Genomic DNA, 18,690 nt, shown 5'->3' with positions numbered 1-18,690 from the left:
GAAAGGCCGTCTGAAAACCATGCACTATTTCAGCATCCACACTCAAGAAGGCGATCATTTAGGCTTTTTCATCATGCTGCCCGACAACGAATCCGAAAACCCGCCGCAAAGCGGGCGTTTCGCCGTGAAGCTGCAAAGCGAAAACCCACCGCAGGAAACCGCCGCCGTGCGCGCGCTCGCCGCCTGCCAACATGCCGAAACACCACTTTATTGGGCACTCGAAAAAGACCATGTCGCCCTGTTTGACGACAACGCCGCCCTCGGCCGCATACGCGGCGAATACCTGACCCTTGCCGCCGGCCAAACGCTGCTGCTCAACGATTTAACGGGAACCCTCTAATGGAAAGCGTGTTTATCCTGATACCCATCAGCATCATTCTGGCGTTTCTGATTGCCTATTTTTTCTGGTGGTCGGGCAAAAACGGCCAGTTCGACGATTTGGAAGGTCCCGCACACCGCATTCTGATGGACGACGATTCCACCGACAAACAAGCCGCCGGCAAACCGCAAGAAAAACAACAAAATGAGCCTTAAAGATAACCTCAACTTCTCCACCAGCCGCCGCTTCGCCCCGCTTTTCGGCACACAGTTTCTCGGCGCTTTCAACGATAACCTGTTTAAAACCGCGCTGTTTGTGATGATCAGCTTCTACGGCCTGGGGCAGAACGATTTCCTGCCCGCCAGCCAGATGCTCAACCTCGGCGCGCTGCTGTTTATCCTGCCTTATTTTCTGTTTTCCGCAATTTCGGGGCAGTTGAGCACCAAGTTCGACAAAGCCAAGCTCGCGCGCGCGGTCAAGCTGCTGGAAATCGTGGTGATGGCGGCGGCGGCTTTCGGTTTTTACATACAGTCCGCCCCCCTGCTGCTGTTCTGCCTGTTTTGCATGGGCGCGCAATCCACGCTGTTCGGCCCGCTGAAATACGCCATCCTGCCCGATTATCTTAACGATAAAGAGCTGATTATGGGCAACAGCCTGATCGAATCGGGCACATTTCTGGCGATTCTGTTCGGCCAGATTCTCGGCACGGCGGTGGCGGGCATTCCGCCCCATATCGTCGGCATCATGGTGGTGGCGGTGGCGGCGGCAGGCACGGTTACCAGCCTGTTTATGCCGTCTGTTCCCGCCAAAGACCCTGCCGCCCGCCTCGAACCGAACATCGCCAAAGGCACTTGGGTGCTGCTGAAAGAAACCTTCGCCCAACGCGAACTCTACGCCGCCATCATCGGCATTTCGTGGTTTTGGTTCGTCGGCTCGGTTTACACCACCCAGCTGCCCACGTTCACGCAAATCCACCTCGGCGGCAACGACAACGTGTTTAACCTGATGCTGGCGCTGTTTTCCGTCGGCATCGCCGCCGGCTCGGTTTTGTGCGCCAAAGTCAGCCACCAGCGGCTGCACTTGGGTTTGGTGGCCGTGGGTGCGCTCGGCTTAACCGCCAGCGGCCTTTTGCTGGTTTGGCTCACGCACGGCCAACGCTTTACCGAGCTGCAAGGCTTGGGCTGGTTTTTGTCGCAGGCCAACGCCTACCCCGTTATCCTCACCATGATTGCCATCGGCTTTTTCGGCGGCTTTTTCTCTGTGCCGCTCTACACTTGGCTGCAAACCGCCAGCAGCGACGCCTTCCGCGCCCACGCCGTGGCCGCCAACAATATCGTCAACGGCCTGTTTATAGTAACCGCCGCCCTCTTGAGCGCCGCCCTGCTGTGGCTGTTCGACAGCATCACCCTGCTTTATCTGGCGGTGGCGGCGGGCAATTTGCCGCTGATTGCCTATCTGATCAAACTCGAACCGCAGTTTCTGAGCGATTTGAAAGGTTATCTGAAGAAATAGCACGCTTAAACACAAGGCCGTCTGAAACGTTTTCAGACGGCCTGAGACCTTTGCAAAATTCAAATTGCTATCTAAAAAATCTGAACTCCGTCATTCCCGCGTAGGCGGGAATCCAGACGCTTGGCATCTAAGTATTTGTTTAATCAATGCTTCAATATTTCCATCTGGATTCCCGCCTACGCGGGAATGACGGAATCTAAGCATTTCAGACGGCCTTAAGGTATTTTTGCAAAGGTCTCGGCCTGAGACCTTTACAAAAATGCGTTTTAATCCTGAATTTATTTATGTTTCTTCATACCCGGGCTTGATCCGGGTATCTGTTATTTCTTTTGAAACAAAAGATGCCCTGGGCAAGCCCGGGTATGACACAGAGGGTTTAAGATGCCGCAAAGAATTTTGCAGAGGTCTCGGCCTTAAGGGTATTTTTGCAAAGTTCTCAGGCTTAATCCGAATATGACGCAACGGTTGCCAAGTAAGCAGTTTAACCCCAGCCGCCGACCACAAAGCAAAAACCGCCGCATCTTTCATCACAGATGCGGCGGTTCGGTTTTCAGACGGCCTTATTTGTTCAGCTCTTTAGCCAGATACAGCCAAGTTTCGATTACTGTGTCGGGGTTGAGCGACACGGTTTCGATGCCTTCTTCCACCAGCCATTTGGCGAAATCGGGGTGGTCCGAAGGGCCTTGGCCGCAGATGCCGACATATTTGTTGTGCTTGCGGCAGGCGGAAATCGCCAGATGCAGCATCACTTTCACGGCGGGGTTGCGCTCGTCGAACGTGCCGGCAATCGGGCCGCCGCTGTCGCGGTCCACGCCCAAAGTAAGCTGGGTCATATCGTTGGAGCCGATGGAGAAGCCGTCGAAATATTGCAGGAACTGCTCGGCCAAGAGGGCGTTGCTCGGCAGTTCGCACATCATAATCAGGCGCAGGCCGTTTTTGCCGCGTTCCAAACCGTTTTCTTTCAAGGCTTTAATCACCGCTTCGGCTTCGCTTAACGTGCGCACGAACGGAATCATGATTTCCACATTGGTCAGCCCCATTTCGTCGCGCACGCGTTTGAGCGCCTGACATTCCAACGCAAAGCATTCTTTGAAATCATCGGAAACATAGCGCGCCGCGCCGCGGAAGCCGAGCATGGGGTTTTCTTCGTGCGGCTCGTAAATGCTGCCGCCCAACAGATTGGCGTATTCGTTGGATTTGAAGTCGGACATACGCACGATTACTTTGCGCGGGTAAACCGATGCGGCCAACGTGGCCACGCCCTCGGCGATTTTGTCCACATAGAAAGCCACCGGCGAGGCATAACCGGCGATGCGGTCGTTGATTTCGGCTTTCAAACCGGCATCTTGGCTGTCAAACTCAAGCAGCGCTTTGGGGTGGATGCCGATTTGGCGGTTGATGATGAATTCCATACGCGCCAAGCCGATGCCTTCGTTGGGCAGGCCCGAGAAGCTGAAAGCCAGCTCGGGATTGCCCACGTTCATCATGATTTTCACCGGCGATTTGGGCATATTGTCCAAAGCGATATCGGTTACTTCCACATTCAGCAGGCCCTCATAGATAAAGCCGGTGTCGCCTTCGGCGCAGGATACGGTAACTTCTTGGCCGTCGGTAAGGGTTGAAGTGGCGTCGCCGCTGCCCACAACGGCGGGAATGCCCAGCTCGCGGGCGATAATGGCGGCGTGGCAGGTGCGGCCGCCGCGGTTGGTTACGATGGCCGAAGCGCGTTTCATCACCGGCTCCCAATCGGGGTCGGTCATGTCGGTAACAAGCACGTCGCCCGCCTGCACGCTGTCCATCTGCGAAATGTCTTTCACCAGGCGCACTTTGCCCTGGCCCACTTTCTGGCCGATGGCGCGGCCTTCGCAAAGGATTTTCTTGTCGCCGCTGATGCTGTACCGGCGCAGGCTGCGGGTGCTGTCTTCCTGCGATTTAACGGTTTCGGGGCGGGCTTGCAGGATATAGAGCTTGCCGTCCACGCCGTCGCGGCCCCATTCGATGTCCATCGGGCGGCCGTAGTGTTCTTCGATAATCAGCGCGTATTTGGCCAATTCGGTGATTTCTTCGTCGGAAATCGAGAAGGCTTTGCGGTCGGCTTCGGGCACGTCCACCACCTGCACCGATTTGCCGGCCTGCGCCTGGCCGGTGAAAGTCATCTTGATGAGTTTGGAACCCATGGTTTTGCGCAAAATGGCGGGTTTGCCTGCTTTCAGCGTGGGTTTGTGCACATAGAATTCGTCGGGGTTGACCGCGCCCTGCACCACGGTTTCGCCGAGGCCGTATGAAGAGGTAACGAACACCACTTGGTCGAAGCCGCTTTCGGTGTCGATAGAGAACATCACGCCGGCCGCACCGCTGTCGGAGCGCACCATGCGCTGCACGCCGGCCGACAAGGCCACGATATCGTGGGCGAAACCTTTGTGCACGCGGTAAGAAATGGCACGGTCGTTATACAGTGAGGCGAAAACGTGTTTCATGGCTTCTTTAACGTTTTCCAGCCCGTTGATATTCAAGAAAGTTTCCTGCTGGCCGGCAAACGAGGCGTCGGGCAGGTCTTCTGCCGTGGCCGAAGAGCGCACCGCCACCGAAATCTGATCGGTGCCCGCATCGGCCACCATTTTGTTCCATGCTTCTTCAACGGCTGCGTCGAGCTCTTCGGGGAACGGCGTGTCTAAAATCCACTGGCGGATTTCTTTGCCCACGCGGGCAAGCTCGGTAACGTCTTCCACGTCCAGGGCAGCCAGGGCTGCGGAAATACGTTCGTTCAGGCCGTTGTGCGCCAGAAAAGCGCGGTAGGCTTCGGCGGTGGTGGCGAAACCGCCCGGCACGCGCACGCCTTTTTCGGTAAGCTGGCTAATCATTTCGCCCAAAGAGGCGTTTTTACCGCCCACGCTTTCCACATCGGTCATGCGCAGGTTTTCAAACCAAATCACGTAATTTGCAGCCATGTTTTCAGTCCATTAAACAAGTTAAAAAAGAAATGAATTCGCGGGGTATTCTAACCACTCGGGCGGGCAGTGTCATGTGTTTTTATGCAGAAAAACACAGAGGCCGTCTGAAAAAATTGCCGACATTGCGCCGTGTAGTGGCGTGAAGCAATATGATAATCCGCTTTCGTTTTTTTGTTAACCCTTGTTAAACATAGAATTTGAAATAAGTTAACAAAATCTTCCGGCTGTTTAACGGCTGAATAATTGGCACAAAATGCCAACAAAAAGTTATTTTATTAAATTAAATGTGTATTTAAAAATATGGTTGTTTTGATGTAACGGTTTGTAGTGAAAGCCGCCGCCGTTGCCGCCCCGCCCTGTGCAAACACCGGGCCGGCTGAAACGCATGATGCGGAAACACGCCGCAGATGCGTCGTTTGCACCGCGCCCGAACAGTTTGTCGGCGGGGCATTGTGTAGTATGATGGCGGATATTTTTGCACCGCAATCCAACCCACCGCATATCAGCAGCTTTTGAGAGGAAAACTATGGCGCGCCGTTCTGCTTTTTTTATTTCCGACCGCACCGGCATCACATCGGAGAGTATGGGCGAGGCTTTGCTCGACCAGTTTGAAGGCGTGAATTTCAAACGCGCCACCTATCCGTTTATCGACACGCCCGAAAAAGCCCGCGCGATGGTGCAGATTATCAATGCCGCCGCGGCCGACAGCGGCCTGCGCCCGCTGGTGTTCACCAGCATCATCAACGATGAAATCCGCAGCATCATCAAAAATTGCGACGGCCTGCATTTGAGCTTTTTCGATGCGTTTCTCGGCACCATCGAGCGCGAGCTGGGTTTAACCGCACGCCATTCGGTGGGCCGCACCCACGGCATCGGCGATACGCAGCGTTATGATGCGCGCATGGAGGCGGTGAATTTTTCGCTCAACCACGACGACGGCATCAGCGGCAAAGATTTGAAAGACGCCGATGTGATTCTGATGGGCGTTTCGCGCTCGGGCAAAACCCCCACCTGCCTGTATCTTGCGCTGCAATACGGCATCCGCGCCGCCAACTACCCGCTCACGCCCGACGATTTGGAAAGCAGCGACCTGCCGCGCATGGTCAAACCCTACAAACACAAGCTCTACGGCCTCACCATTTTGCCCGAACGCCTGCAAGCCATCCGCCACGAACGCCGCCCCGACTCCACCTATTCGCAGCTGAACACCTGCCGCCGCGAAGTTTCCGACGCGCAAGCCATGTTCCGCGCCCACGGCATCCCGTTTACCAACACCACCGACAAATCGGTGGAAGAGCTGGCCGTGAGCATCATGCAGGCCTGCCAGCTGAAACGGCGTTTCTGAAAACAAACGCCTTTCAAACCGTTTTACAACACAATTTCCTTTTCAAACATAATGTTATATCTTTTCAGACGGCCTATATGCTAAAATTCGGGCCGTCTGAAAACATTTATAGCGAAACAGATATGAGCAAACGCAAAATCGAAATCAACAAAGGCAAAATTCAAGATAATGCCTTGAAAGCCCTGGTAAAATCCAATCTATTCCGCCACAAGGCGTTTAAAAACAAGAAAGGCAAAGGCGCATACAGCCGCAAAGGCCGCAACAACAACCCGTCAGGTTTTCCCTTTGGAAAACCTGATTTTTTTATGCCGCTGCAAACCGCTGCCGGGCAAAATTCTTTTATCTTTTCCAACAATTTCTAACACAATATCCGCTTGCAGCCCGCAAACAATGCCTTATATTAAAAGCTCTCCACCGTTAACGCATAAAAGGAAAACCATGAACTTCAACAACCTGCTCAACCAAGTTTTAGGCACCGTTCAAAAAACCGGCAGCAGCGTCGGCAAAAACTCCGACCTGATTGCAAAAATCGGCGGCGGCGCGGCGGTGGCCGGGCTGGCCTCTATGTTTCTGAAAAAGAAAAACACCAAAAAAATCGTTACCGCCGGCTCCGTGGCCGCATTGGGCGCTTTGGCCTACCATGCCTACCAAAACTGGCAGCGCAACAATAACAACAACGGCGGCACGCAGCAAACCGTGTTGGATCAAGCCGCTTTCGAGCCTTCCGGCCAGGCCGCCGAAAACGCAGGGCGCATCATTTTGCGCACCATGATTGCCGCCGCAGCCGCCGACGGCTTGATCGAAGACGAAGAGCGCCGCCTGATTCAGGCCGAAACCGGCAACGATCCCGAAACCGCGCAATGGGTCGACAACGAAGTGCAGCGCCCCGCCCTGCCCGCCGACATCGCCCGCGAAATCGGCGGCAACCAGGCGCTGGCCGCCGAGGCCTATCTGGCCGCCCGCTTGGTTTGCGGCGATTTGGCGCGCAAGGAAATCGTGTTTTTGTCGCAACTCTCGCAAGCCCTTAATCTCGACGACAAACTGGTCGAAGCCTTAGAAAAACAGGCAGGTTTCTGATTTTCCGTTTACCACTCAAACCAAAGGCCGTCTGAAAATTTTTTCAGACGGCCTTTGGCCTTTGCAAAAATACGTTTCCACACCGAATTCATTTATGCTTCGCTACACCCGGGCTTTACCCGGGTATCCGGTATTTCTTTTGAAACAAAAAGATGCTCGGGTCAAGCCCGAGCATGACGCAAGTGTTTCATGACGCAAGTGTTTTGAGATATCGAAAAGAATTTTGCAAAGGCCTCGGCCTGCTTATATCCGTCAATACCCCGTCACACCGAATTTCCGCGGTTTTCTTTTTCCCTGCCGGCCTTGGCCGCCCAATAAGAAGCCAGCAGCGAGCCGGAAATATTGTGCCACACGCTGAATATCGCGCTGGGCACGGCGGCCAGCGGCGTGAAATAGGCCGAAGCCAGCGCCGCACCCAAGCCGGAATTCTGCATACCCACTTCGATGGCCAGCGTTTTTTGCGCGTCGAAAGGCAGTTTGCACAGCTTGGCTGCCAAGAAGCCGAGCAGATAGCCGATGCCGTTGTGCAGAATCACCACCCCCAAAATCAACAGCCCGCTTTCGAGGATTTTCAGTTTGCTCGCGCCCACCACCGCACCGATAATCAGCACAATCGCCACCACCGATACCAGCGGTAACACGCCGACGGCGGCTTCAGTTTGTTTTCTGAACAGCAGGTGTGCGGCCACGCCCAGCACAATCGGCAGCAGCACCATTTTAGCAATCGAGCCGAACATCGCCCCGGCGGAAATATCCAGCCACTGGTTGGCCAGCAGGTAGAAAACCGCAGGCGTGAGCACGGGCGCCAGCAGCGTGCTGATAGACGTTACCGCCACCGAAAGCGCCACATTGCCGCGCGCCAGATAAGTCATTACGTTCGAAGCCGTGCCGCCCGGGCAGGCACCCACCAAAATCACGCCAACGGCGATTTCGGGCGGCAGGTTGAAACCCACCGCCAGCGCATAAGCGGTGAGCGGCATAATCACAAACTGCGCCGCCACGCCCACCAACACGGCTTTCGGATGACGGCCGAGAATTTTAAAATCGGCGGGCGAGAGCGTCAGCCCCATACCGAACATCACGATACCCAACAGCAGCGGAATATGCGGCAGCACCCATTTGAATGTTTCCGGCGCGGCAAAAGCAATGCCTGCAAACAGGCCCGCCCACAAGGCGAAAGTTTGGCCGACAAAGCGGCTGAAACGGCTTAAAGCTTCCATAAAGTTTTCCGATAGGATAAAAAGCGCAGAATACGCGAATTTTCAGGCAGATAAAAGATGCACGGGCGCACGCAAACGCCGTAAGCGTTTAAATTTCGGCTATAATCCCAACCTGCCGTTATATTTCAGACGGCCTTTCGAACACACCCGACACCATGAACAACCACACCGATTTACTGCACAGCAAAATCAGCAACGGCGACTATATCCGCCTGATCAGCGACAACAGCCGCAACTTCAGCGCCGCAGAACACGAACTGCTGCGTGAAATCCTCAACGGTTTCGAGTTTGACGTGGTGCAGGCGCAGGCTTTAGCGCAGGCAGTGATGCAGCAGGCGCGTTTCGACCCCAACGCGCTGCATATCGAAAGCGACGACGACGAAGACATCACCGGCGTCTGCCCCCACTGCATCAACCCGCCCATGCCGCCGCTGCGGGATTATCTGGTTTGGCGGCAGCGCGCCGCCGCATAAGCCGCCGAACAAACCCGAAGGCCGTCTGAAAATATTTTCAAACGGCCTCCACACAACACACAAACAATTATGCTGCAAACCGACAACCTTTCCGCCGCCCAACCGCAGCGCATCATCACCGCACAAAGCATCTCCGCCCAAGAAGAGCTGCTCGAGCGCGCCCTGCGCCCGAAAACGCTGGCCGACTATATCGGCCAGCCCAAAGCCAAAGAACAGCTGGCGATTTTCATCGCTGCGGCCAAAAAACGCGGCGAGGCGCTCGACCACACCTTATTGTTCGGCCCGCCGGGGCTGGGCAAAACCACGCTGGCGCACATCATCGCCAAAGAGCTGGGCGTGAACCTGCGCCAAACCAGCGGCCCCGTGCTCGAACGCGCCGGCGACTTGGCCGCGCTGCTCACCAACCTCGAACCGCACGACGTTTTGTTTATCGATGAAATCCACCGCCTAAGCCCCGTGGTGGAAGAAATCCTCTACCCCGCGCTGGAAGACTACCAGCTCGACATCATGATAGGCGAAGGCCCCGCCGCCCGTTCGGTTAAAATCGACCTGCCGCCGTTTACGCTGGTGGGCGCCACCACCCGCGCCGGTATGCTTACCAACCCGCTGCGCGACCGCTTCGGCATCGTGTCGCGGCTGGAATTTTACGAAACGCCCGACTTAGCCACCATCGTTACCCGCTCCGCCCAGCTTCTGCAACTGGATATGGGCGAAGAAGGCGCACTGGAAGTTGCCCGCCGCAGCAGGGGCACGCCGCGCATCGCCAACCGCCTGCTGCGGCGCGTGCGCGACTATGCCGAAGTGAAAAACGGCGGCCTGATCGACGCGGCCACCGCCGATGCGGCGCTGGGTATGCTTGACGTGGATTCGGAAGGCCTCGACGTGATGGACAGAAAATTTCTCGAAGCCGTTATCGGCAAATTCGGCGGCGGCCCCGTGGGGCTGGAAAACATCGCCGCCGCCATCGGCGAATCCACCGACACCATCGAAGACGTTATCGAACCCTATCTGATCCAACAGGGTTTTCTGCAACGCACCCCGCGCGGGCGCATGGCCACCGAACGCAGCTATCTGCATTTCGGGCTGAAAACCGAAAAGTAAAACCGGGCGGGTATAGCCGTTCAGCTTAAGAAAAGCACACAGGCCATAGCCGGGCTTGGACCGGGTATGACGAAACGGTTACCGAGCAATTGATTTAACAATACCAACAACCGCCCGCCATCAAGTTTTCAGACGGCCGGAACACGCTTTTTCCATCTCTCACGCAAACCGCCATGTTCACACCCGCCGATTCCGATTTCGACCGCCGCCACATCTGGCACCCCTATACCTCGGTGATCGATCCGCTGCCCGTTTACCCCGCCGCCCGCACCGAAGGCGTGTATATCGAACTGGCCGACGGCCGCAGGCTGGTGGACGGCATGTCGTCATGGTGGTGCGCGCAACACGGCTACAACCACCCCGAGCTGGTTGCGGCCGCACGCCGGCAGCTCGAAACCATGCCGCACGTTATGTTCGGCGGCCTCACCCACGAACCCGCCGTGCGCCTGTGCCGCAGCCTGAAAACCATGCTGCCCGCCAACCTCGACTGCATTTTCTTGGCCGACTCCGGCTCGGTGGCGGTGGAAGTGTCGCTGAAAATGGCACTGCAATACTGGCACGCGCGCGGCGAAGCGCGCAGCAAATTCCTCACCATCGAGCGCGGCTACCACGGCGACACTTTCGGCGCCATGAGCGTGTGCGACCCCGTCAATTCGATGCACCGCCTCTACCGCAGCTTTCTGCCCGAACACATTTTCACGCCCGCCCCGCAAAGCCGTTTTAACGGCGAATGGCTGCCCGGCGACATCATTCCGTTTCAGACGGCCTTAGCGAAAAACCACCGCGACATTGCCGCCGTGATTCTCGAACCCATCGTGCAGGGCGCGGGCGGTATGCGCGTGTATCACCCCGAATTTCTGCGCCAAGTACGCGCCCTGTGCGACGAATACGGCATCCTGCTGATTTTAGACGAAATCGCCACCGGTTTCGGCCGCACCGGCAAACTGTTTGCCTGCGAACACGCCCAAGTGCAGCCCGACATCATGTGCATCGGCAAAGCCCTCACCGGCGGCATGATGACGCTCTCCGCCGCCGCCGCCAGCCGCCATGTGGCCGAAACCGTGTGCAGCGGCGAAGCCGGCGTGTTTATGCACGGCCCCACCTTTATGGGCAACCCGCTGGCCTGCGCCGTGGCCGAAGCCAATATGCAGATATTGCAGCGCAACCAATGGCAGCAGCAGGTGGCCGCCATCGAGCGGCATTTTCAGACGGCCTTAACCCCGCTTTCCGGCCACCCCGGCGTGGCCGACGTGCGCATCATCGGCGCTATCGGCGTGGTCGAAACCCACCGCCCCGCCAACATGGCCGCCATGCAGAAATTTTTTGTGGAACAAGGCGTGTGGATCAGGCCGTTCGGCAAACTGATCTATCTGATGCCGCCCTACACCGTTACCCCGCACGAAGCCGGCAAACTCACCGCCGCCGTGGCCGAAGCCGTTGGCCGCAGCGCACTTTTCGACTGAACAAGGAAACACAATGGACTTAAAAGAAACCCGCATCAGCTCCCAACCGATTTTCGAAGGCTCATTCATCAACATCGCCCGCGACACCGTGCGCCTGCCCAACGGCAACGAAAGCACCCGCGTGGTTATCCGCCACCCCGGCGCAGCCTGCGTGCTGGCCGTAACCGGCAGCGACGAAGTGGTTTTGGTGCGCCAGTGGCGCTACGCCTGCGGCCGGGCACTGCTCGAGCTGCCCGCCGGCAAACTCGACGCGGGCGAAGACCCCGCCGTCTGCGCCCTGCGCGAGCTGGCCGAAGAAACGCCCTACACCGCCGAGAGCGTGAAACTGCTGCACACTTTCTACACCGCCCCGGGCTTTTGCGACGAAGTGATGTATCTCTATCAGGCCGAAAACGTGCGCGAAGGCAGCACCCTGAAAAACGATGAAGACGAATTCACCGAAACCGTGCTGATGAGCCGCGACGCCGTCAAAGCCGCCCTGAAAAACAACGAAGTTGCCGACGCCAAAACGCTGGCGGGCTTGCAGTATTGGCTGCTGAACGGCTAACCGCGCCTTGCGGTTGGCGCAAAAAAGGTCTCAGGCCGAGACCCTTGCAAAATTAAAAAGCCATCACAAAAATTTATTTCCCGTCATTCCCGCGTAGGCGGGAATCCAGTCGTTTTTTCATAAGTTATTGAAATAAAATACTTGATGGTTTTAAGGCTGGATTCCCGCCTACGCGGGAATGACGGAATCTAAGCATTTCAGACGGCCTCAAGGTATTTTTGCAAAGGTCTCAGGCCGTCTGAAATATCCAACCGTCGTCATACTCGGGCTTGACCCGAGTATCTTGAGTTTCAGCAACATGAGATACCCGGGTCAAGCCCGGGTATGACGTATGTGCTTTTTCTCAAATTGATTGACGATAAACTTGAGGCCGTCTGAAAACTTTCAGACGGCCTCACAACATTCTGCAACGATCTCAAGCTTGCCGCTCAATCTTTGCGCACGAACACCAAATCCCAAACGCCGTGCCCCAGCCGCTTGCCGCGCGCCTCGAACTTGGTTTCGGGGCGGTAGTCGGGCGTGGGCGCGTAAGCGGCGGCGGTGTTTTGCAGGCTGTCGAAACCGCTTAACACTTCGAGCATCTGCGCGGCGTATTCCTCCCAGTCGGTCGCCAGATGGATATAGCCGCCGGCTTTCAGTTTGGGCAGCAGCTTGGCCACAAACGGGGTTTGGATCAGGCGGCGTTTGTTGTGGCGTTTTTTGTGCCACGGGTCGGGAAAGAAAATATGGATACCGTTAAGCGAGCCGTCGGCGAGCATGTTTTCCACCACTTCCACCGCATCGTGGCGCATCACGCGGATATTGGCCACGTTTTCTTCTCCGATCAGCTTCAAAATATTGCCGACACCCGGGCCGTGCACGTCGATGGCCAGAAAATCGGTTTGCGGCAGCCGCTTGGCGATTTCCACGGTTGCCACACCCATGCCGAAGCCGATTTCCAGCACTTTCGGGTTGTTGCGGCCGAACGCGGCGTTCAAATCGACAGGTTCGGTTTGATAGTCGAGGCCGAACTGCGGCCACAAGGTGTCGATGGCGCGCTGCTGTGCGGCGGTCATATGGCCTTGGCGCAGCACGAAGCTGCGGATGCTGCGTTTGTGTTGCTCTGCCGTTTCGGCATCGCGGGGCGGTTGCTGGTTGGTCATGGCGGATTGCGGAAAATTGGAAAACCGCGATTTTACAAAAATATCAGGCCGTCTGAAAACTTTTTCAGACGGCCTGTTGCTTTTGCTGCGGCGAAACCAAACTGCGCTTACGCCGCCCAGAAATCGCGCGGGGCGTCGAGCACGGGCTTGACGATGCCGGTTCGCACGGCGAAATCGCCGAAGCCTTCGTTTTCTTCGCGGTTGGCCGCCCAATCGGCCAGCCAGCCGTCGATGATTTCCAAGATTTCCGGCTCGGTGATGTTTTCTTTAAACAGGCGCGGAATGCGGGTGCCTTCGCGGTTGCCGCCTGTGTAAAGGTTGTAGCGGCCCACCGCTTTGCCCACCAGGCCGATTTCGGCCAGCATGGCGCGGCCGCAGCCGTTGGGGCAGCCGGTGATGCGCAGCACGATGTGTTCTTGGCTCAAGCCGTGTTTGGCAAACAGCGCGTCGATTTTGTCGGTAAACTGCGGCAGGAAGCGCTCGGCTTCGGCCATTGCCAGCGGGCAGGTGGGCAGCGACACGCAGGCCATGCTGTTTTCGCGCTGCGGGGTAACGGCATCGCTGATTAGGCCGTGTTCGCGGGCGATTTGCTCGATTTTGGCTTTGTCGCGCGACGATACGCCCGCCACAATCAGGTTTTGGTTGGCGGTAAGGCGGAAGTCGCCTTTGTGCACTTTGGCGATTTCGCGCATACCGGTTTTCAGCGGCCGGCCGGGGTAATCGAGCAGGCGGCCGTTTTCGATAAACAGCGTGAGGTGCCATTTTTTGTCTTCGCCCTGCACCCAGCCGATGCGGTCGCCGCGCGAGGTGAAGGCGTAGGGGCGGATAGGCTCGAATTTCGCGCCCATGCGGTTTTCCACTTCTTCGATAAACACATCTTTGCCCACGCGCTCGATGGTATAGCGGGTTTTGGCGTTTTTGCGGTCGCTGCGGTTGCCCCAGTCGCGCTGAACGGAAACCACGGCGGCGGCGGCATCCAGCGTTTTTTCGAGCGGCACGAAGCCGAATTCGACGGCGGTGTTGGGATAGGTTTTGGTGTTGCCGTGCTCCATCGACAGGCCGCCGCCCACCAGCACGTTAAAGCCGATGAGTTTGCCGTTTTCGCCGATGGCCACGAAGTTCAAATCGTTGGCGTGCAAATCCACATCGTTGTGCGGCGGAATCACCACCGTGGTTTTGAATTTGCGCGGCAGGTAGTTTTTGCCCAGCACCGGCTCGGTGGCGTCGCCGCTTTTCACGGCGTCGGCCAGCGGCGTGGCTTCGGCAAAGTTTTCGGTGGAATGCAGTTTTTCGCCGTCGAGCCAGATTTCGGCGTAGGCGCGGGTTTTGGGCAGCAGGTGTTCGCTGATTTTTTTCGCCCATTCGTAGGCTTCTTGGTGCAGGCTGCTTTCCACGGGATTGCTGGTGCACAACACGTTGCGGTTCACGTCGCCGGCGGTGGCGATGGAATCGAGGCCCAGCTCGTTGAGCCATTGGTGCATGGGTTTGATGTCGTCTTTCAACACGCCGTGAAATTGGAAGGTTTGGCGGTTGGTGAGCCTGATGGAGCCGTACATGGTGCGCTCGCTGGCGAATTGGTCGATGCCCAGCCATTGTTTGGGCTGGATGATGCCGCCGGGCAGGCGGCAGCGCAACATCACGTTTTTCAGCGGCTCCAATTTCTGCTCGACGCGCTCGGCGCGGATGTCGCGGTCGTCTTGTTCATACATGCCGTGAAAGCGGATTAATTGGAAGTTGTCGCCGTTGAAGCCGCCGGTAAGGCCGTCTGAAAGGTCGCTTTTGATGGTGCCTTCGAGATAATGGCTTTGGTCTTTCAGGCGCTCGTTGTCGGCTAAAGGCGCATCGGGCAGTTTGGCGCGCGGGTCGTTGGTGCTCATAAGTGTTCCTTGTTGTTTTTTCAGACGGCCTCGGCCGCACTTTGACGGCGTTACTTTATCGGCGCCGTCTGAAAAAAGGAAAGAATGGTTGGTTTTAATATAAGTGTTTTTCGTTATATATGGCGGACTAACTTACCCCGCTGTGCGGTTGCGGCCTTGATTTTTTACCGTTTAAACCTTATAACCCCATCATCTCCAAACCCTTTCGCGAAAGCCGCCCCCACACATGAGCCACACCGTTCACCTGCAATTCGAAAACATCGACAACGCCGTGCTGCAACGCCTCTGCGGCGCACTCGATGCCAACCTGAACACCCTTGCCCGCGCACTCGATATCCAGATCAGCCGCCGCTTTTCCGACTTCACCTTTTTGGGCGAACTCGCCCATGCCGGCCGCCGCGCGCTGCTCTCGCTGGCAGACACCGCCGAAAGCCGCGATTTGGAAGACAGCGATATCCAGCTTGCCGCCGTCGAAGCCAAAACCGCCGATGCCGGCCACCAAGAAAAACACCACGACCAACAATACTATCTGCGCACCAAGCGCGGCAGCATAGGCGGGCGCACGCCGCGCCAAAACGGCTATATCCGCGCCCTGCTCAATCACGATGTGGTGTTCGGCTTAGGCCCTGCCGGCACCGGCAAAACCTATCTGGCCGTGGCCGCCGCCGTCGATGCGATGGAAAAACACCAAATCGAGCGCATCGTTTTGGTGCGCCCGGCGGTGGAAGCCGGCGAAAAACTCGGCTTTCTGCCCGGCGATTTGGCGCAGAAAGTCGACCCCTACCTGCGCCCGCTCTACGACGCGCTCTATGATCTGATGGGTTTCGACCGCGTAACCAAACTCTTGGAAAAAGGCCTAATCGAAATCGCCCCGCTGGCCTATATGCGCGGGCGCACGCTCAACGGCGCCTATGTGATTCTCGACGAAGCGCAAAACACCACGCCCGAGCAGATGAAAATGTTTTTAACCCGCATCGGTTTCGGCGCCAAAGCCGTGATCACCGGCGACTTGAGCCAGATCGATCTGCCGCGCAACATCAAATCGGGCCTGAAAGACGCCAAAGAGAAACTTGCGGGCATCGAGGGCCTGTATTTCCACACCTTTACCAGCGAAGACGTGGTGCGCCACCCGCTGGTGCAGAAAATCGTGGAAGCCTACGATGCGGCAGACGAGCGGGAAGAAAAAGCCGCAAAAGCCGGATACTGATGCCGCAAACAACAACGCTTCCCTCCCGCGTTTTAATAAACCATATCCTTGCGTTTTCAGACGGCCTGACGCCGTCTGAAAAGATAAAGGCAAACCGACACGACACACCATGCAAAACCTACATTTCCCCCTGAATTTCACCTTTAAAATCCTCACCCCGTCCAACGATTTCTCGGTGTTGAACGCGCAAGGCGAAACAGTGGCCTACACCCGCCAGAAGATTTTCAAAATCAAAGAATCCATCGAAATCTTCCGCAACAGCAGCCGCAGCGAGCGGCTCTACACCATCAAAGCCGACCGCATCATCGACTTCAACGCCAACTACACCGTGCGCAACGCGCAAGACCAGGTTATCGGCCAAATCAAACGCTCGGGCATGAAATCGCTGTGGCAAACCAGCTTCACCATCATGGACGCACAAGGCCAAACGCTTTACACCATGCGCGAAAAGAACCCGTGGGTGGCCGTGCTCGACGGCATCGTCGGCGAAATCCCGGTTATCGGCATGCTCACCGGCTACTTCTTCAACCCCGGCTACGGCGTTACCGCGCCCGACGGACGCGAAGTGTTTCTGCTGCGCAAACAGCCATCGTTTTTCGAGCGCAAATTCAGCCTGGAAAAAACCGGCCCGGCAAGCGCGGAAGACGACGTTTTGGTGTTGAACGCCGCCATGATGCTGATGCTGCTGGAGCGCGGCGACGGTTAAACTTACCGCGAAACAAGCTGCGCCTGAACAGGCCGTCTGAAAACTTTTCAGACGGCCTGTAATCTTTTCATGTCCGCACCGGTTGGTATTTCGTAAAACATCACGCCTGTTTCCTTTTAAAGTTTCTTTTTTTTCAAACCGTTATTTCCGCTTTCTGCGCCAAATCGTTTTGTCTCACCCTTTTTTCAGCCAAATATTGTCAACAATTTTGAAATAAATTGTTGACAATATTTTTTTAATTGTTTACAATTTAACAAAACAATACATTAGAAATTTCAGCAGTATGGATTTTTTTGATTGTTTTTCAAAGTATTAAAAGCCGGATTATTTCCAAAACATAAACGCAGCGCGGTCAAACACCGCCGCATCCGAAACCCAACCGGAGAGATTTATGAAAACACTCCCCTGCTTTATTTTGTCTTCCCTCTGCTCGGCGCTGCTGCTGGGCGGCTGCGGCCCGCAAGCAAAAGAGCAGCCCGCCGCCGCTTCGGGTGCCGCTATTGCGCAAAACACGGGCGGCACGATTAAGGTCGGGGTGTTGCACTCTTTGAGCGGCACGATGGCGATTTCGGAATCGGTGTTGAAAGACACGGTGCTGATGCTGGTTGCCGAGCAAAACGCCAAAGGCGGCCTGCTGGGCAAAAAACTGGTGCCGGTGGTGGAAGACCCGGCTTCCAACTGGCCGCTGTTTGCCGAAAAAGCGCGCAAGCTGCTGGCGCAAGACAAGGTGGCGGTGGTGTTCGGCGGCTGGACATCGGTTTCGCGCAAGTCTATGCTGCCGGTGTTTGAAGAATTAAACGGCATTCTGTTTTACCCCGTGCAATGGGAGGGGCAGGAAAGCAGCAAAAACATTTTCTACACGGGCGCAACGCCCAACCAGCAGGCTTTGCCGGCGGTGGATTACCTGCTGGCCAAAGGGGTGAAGCGTTTCGCGCTCTTGGGCACCGATTATGTGTATCCGCGCACGGCCAACAAAATCCTTGCGGCCTATCTGAAATCGAAAGGCGTGGCTGAAGCCGACATCATGGTCAACTACACGCCGTTCGGCCAGTCCGACTGGCAGTCTATCGTTTCCGACGTGAAAAAATTCGGCAGCACCGGCAAGAAAACGGCGGTGGTGTCCACCGTTAACGGTGATGCCAACGTGCCTTTCTATAAAGAGCTGACCAACCAGCGCATCACGCCCGACTTTATTCCGGTGGTGGCGTTTTCGGTGGGCGAACAAGAGCTGACCGGCATCGACACCAAACCCTTAATCGGCCATTTGGCGGCATGGAACTATTTCGAAAGCGTGGATACGCCCGCCAACGCAGCGTTTATCAAATCTTGGCGCGACTTCAAAGGCGACAAAAACGCCGTTACCAACGACCCGATGGAAGCCACCAAAATCGGTTTCGATATGTGGGTGAAAGCGGTGGAAAAAGCCGGCACCACCGACAGCGAAGCGGTGCAGCGCGCCTTAATCGGCGTGGAAGTGCCCAATCTCACCGGCGGCAAAGCCAAAATGCTGGCTAACCACATGATTGCCAAACCCGTGTTAATCGGCGAAATCCACACCGACGACCAATTCGACGTGGTGGCGCAAACGCCCGAAGTGAACGGCGAGGCGTGGTCGGGGCTGCTGCCCGAATCGAAAAACCTGATTGCCGACTGGACGCCGCCGATCAACTGCGGTGCCTACGACAAACTTGCAAAAAAATGCCTGTCGGGCGCGCGCTAAACACTCTGCGCCGTTTTGCCCGCGCAGGCC

17 protein-coding genes are annotated in these 18,690 nt (G+C 56.4%); 13 read left to right on the top strand and 4 right to left on the bottom strand.

Translation table 11 applies throughout. From position 1 onward, the window contains the following. Window positions 1–19: 19 nt before the first annotated feature. The 3 genes from H3L92_RS03410 to H3L92_RS03400 are packed head-to-tail and all read left to right on the top strand — an operon-like array spanning window position 20 to window position 1,831. Window positions 20–340, top strand: coding sequence for an HLGFF motif protein (locus H3L92_RS03410; protein WP_085365751.1), 321 nt, complete (start codon window positions 20–22; stop codon window positions 338–340). Further along, window positions 340–534, top strand: coding sequence for a cbb3-type cytochrome oxidase assembly protein CcoS (gene ccoS / locus H3L92_RS03405; protein WP_085365733.1), 195 nt, complete (start codon window positions 340–342; stop codon window positions 532–534). The genes H3L92_RS03410 and ccoS overlap by 1 nt, the downstream gene beginning before the upstream one ends. Next, the gene (locus H3L92_RS03400) at window positions 524–1,831 is read left to right on the top strand and encodes an MFS transporter (protein ID WP_085365732.1); all 1,308 of its coding nucleotides are present in this window, start codon (window positions 524–526) and stop codon (window positions 1,829–1,831) included. The genes ccoS and H3L92_RS03400 overlap by 11 nt, the downstream gene beginning before the upstream one ends. Window positions 1,832–2,391: 560 nt before the next feature. Here H3L92_RS03400 and ppsA read toward each other — a convergent pair. Continuing rightward, window positions 2,392–4,779 carry a phosphoenolpyruvate synthase gene (ppsA, locus tag H3L92_RS03395; protein WP_085365731.1) on the bottom strand — a complete coding sequence of 796 codons (2,388 nt, stop codon included), beginning with the start codon at window positions 4,777–4,779 and terminating at the stop codon, window positions 2,392–2,394. A 529-nt stretch (window positions 4,780–5,308) separates the two neighbouring features. Here ppsA and ppsR point away from each other — a divergent pair. The 3 genes from ppsR (at window position 5,309) to H3L92_RS03380 (ending at window position 7,204) form a co-directional block, all read left to right on the top strand. Continuing rightward, entirely contained in the window at window positions 5,309–6,127 is an 819-nt protein-coding gene (ppsR, locus tag H3L92_RS03390) for a posphoenolpyruvate synthetase regulatory kinase/phosphorylase PpsR (protein WP_085365730.1), read from the top strand. A 122-nt stretch (window positions 6,128–6,249) separates the two neighbouring features. Then, complete coding sequence (locus H3L92_RS03385; protein WP_085365750.1) at window positions 6,250–6,489, top strand: ribosome alternative rescue factor ArfA; 240 nt, start codon at window positions 6,250–6,252, stop codon at window positions 6,487–6,489. A 76-nt stretch (window positions 6,490–6,565) separates the two neighbouring features. Next, window positions 6,566–7,204: a tellurite resistance TerB family protein gene (locus H3L92_RS03380; protein ID WP_085365729.1), complete on the top strand. Its 639-nt coding sequence runs from the start codon at window positions 6,566–6,568 to the stop codon at window positions 7,202–7,204. 263 nt (window positions 7,205–7,467) lie between these two features. Here H3L92_RS03380 and H3L92_RS03375 read toward each other — a convergent pair whose 3' ends face one another. Beyond that, entirely contained in the window at window positions 7,468–8,424 is a 957-nt protein-coding gene (locus tag H3L92_RS03375; protein ID WP_085365728.1) for a bile acid:sodium symporter family protein, read from the bottom strand. A 155-nt stretch (window positions 8,425–8,579) separates the two neighbouring features. Between H3L92_RS03375 and H3L92_RS03370 the strand changes: the two genes are divergently transcribed. From H3L92_RS03370 to H3L92_RS03355, 4 genes are all read left to right on the top strand, one after another. Next, window positions 8,580–8,897 carry a hypothetical protein gene (locus H3L92_RS03370; RefSeq protein WP_085365727.1) on the top strand — a complete coding sequence of 106 codons (318 nt, stop codon included), beginning with the start codon at window positions 8,580–8,582 and terminating at the stop codon, window positions 8,895–8,897. A 69-nt stretch (window positions 8,898–8,966) separates the two neighbouring features. Further along, window positions 8,967–9,998: a Holliday junction branch migration DNA helicase RuvB gene (gene ruvB, locus H3L92_RS03365; protein ID WP_085365726.1), complete on the top strand. Its 1,032-nt coding sequence runs from the start codon at window positions 8,967–8,969 to the stop codon at window positions 9,996–9,998. Window positions 9,999–10,171: 173 nt separating this feature from the next. Beyond that, the gene (gene bioA / locus H3L92_RS03360) at window positions 10,172–11,461 is read left to right on the top strand and encodes an adenosylmethionine--8-amino-7-oxononanoate transaminase (protein ID WP_085365725.1); all 1,290 of its coding nucleotides are present in this window, start codon (window positions 10,172–10,174) and stop codon (window positions 11,459–11,461) included. Window positions 11,462–11,474: 13 nt separating this feature from the next. Then, window positions 11,475–12,008, top strand: coding sequence for an NUDIX hydrolase (locus H3L92_RS03355; protein WP_085365724.1), 534 nt, complete (start codon window positions 11,475–11,477; stop codon window positions 12,006–12,008). A 428-nt stretch (window positions 12,009–12,436) separates the two neighbouring features. Here H3L92_RS03355 and trmB read toward each other — a convergent pair whose 3' ends face one another. After that, window positions 12,437–13,150 (bottom strand): tRNA (guanosine(46)-N7)-methyltransferase TrmB, encoded by a 714-nt coding sequence (trmB, locus tag H3L92_RS03350; RefSeq protein ID WP_085365723.1) that lies wholly within the window; start codon window positions 13,148–13,150, stop codon window positions 12,437–12,439. Between the two features lie 107 nt (window positions 13,151–13,257). Next, on the bottom strand, window positions 13,258–15,027 hold the full coding sequence (cysI, locus tag H3L92_RS03345; protein WP_085365722.1) for an assimilatory sulfite reductase (NADPH) hemoprotein subunit: 1,770 nt from the start codon (window positions 15,025–15,027) through the stop codon (window positions 13,258–13,260). Between the two features lie 226 nt (window positions 15,028–15,253). On the opposite strand from cysI, the gene H3L92_RS03340 reads away from it, so the two are divergent. The 3 genes from H3L92_RS03340 to urtA all read left to right on the top strand — a co-directional run bounded on the left by H3L92_RS03340 (window position 15,254) and on the right by urtA (window position 18,660). Further along, entirely contained in the window at window positions 15,254–16,234 is a 981-nt protein-coding gene (locus tag H3L92_RS03340) for a PhoH family protein (protein WP_085365721.1), read from the top strand. Between the two features lie 109 nt (window positions 16,235–16,343). Next, on the top strand, window positions 16,344–16,940 hold the full coding sequence (locus H3L92_RS03335; RefSeq protein ID WP_085365720.1) for an LURP-one-related family protein: 597 nt from the start codon (window positions 16,344–16,346) through the stop codon (window positions 16,938–16,940). Window positions 16,941–17,331: 391 nt separating this feature from the next. Beyond that, on the top strand, window positions 17,332–18,660 hold the full coding sequence (urtA, locus tag H3L92_RS03330) for an urea ABC transporter substrate-binding protein (RefSeq protein WP_085365719.1): 1,329 nt from the start codon (window positions 17,332–17,334) through the stop codon (window positions 18,658–18,660). Window positions 18,661–18,690 lie beyond the last annotated feature (30 nt).

The sequence above is a fragment of the Neisseria dentiae genome, assembly GCF_014055005.1.
Lineage (GTDB): Bacteria > Pseudomonadota > Gammaproteobacteria > Burkholderiales > Neisseriaceae > Neisseria > Neisseria dentiae.
The sequence above is the reverse complement of the archived record's forward strand: the minus strand, read 5'-3'. Positions and strand labels throughout refer to the sequence as shown.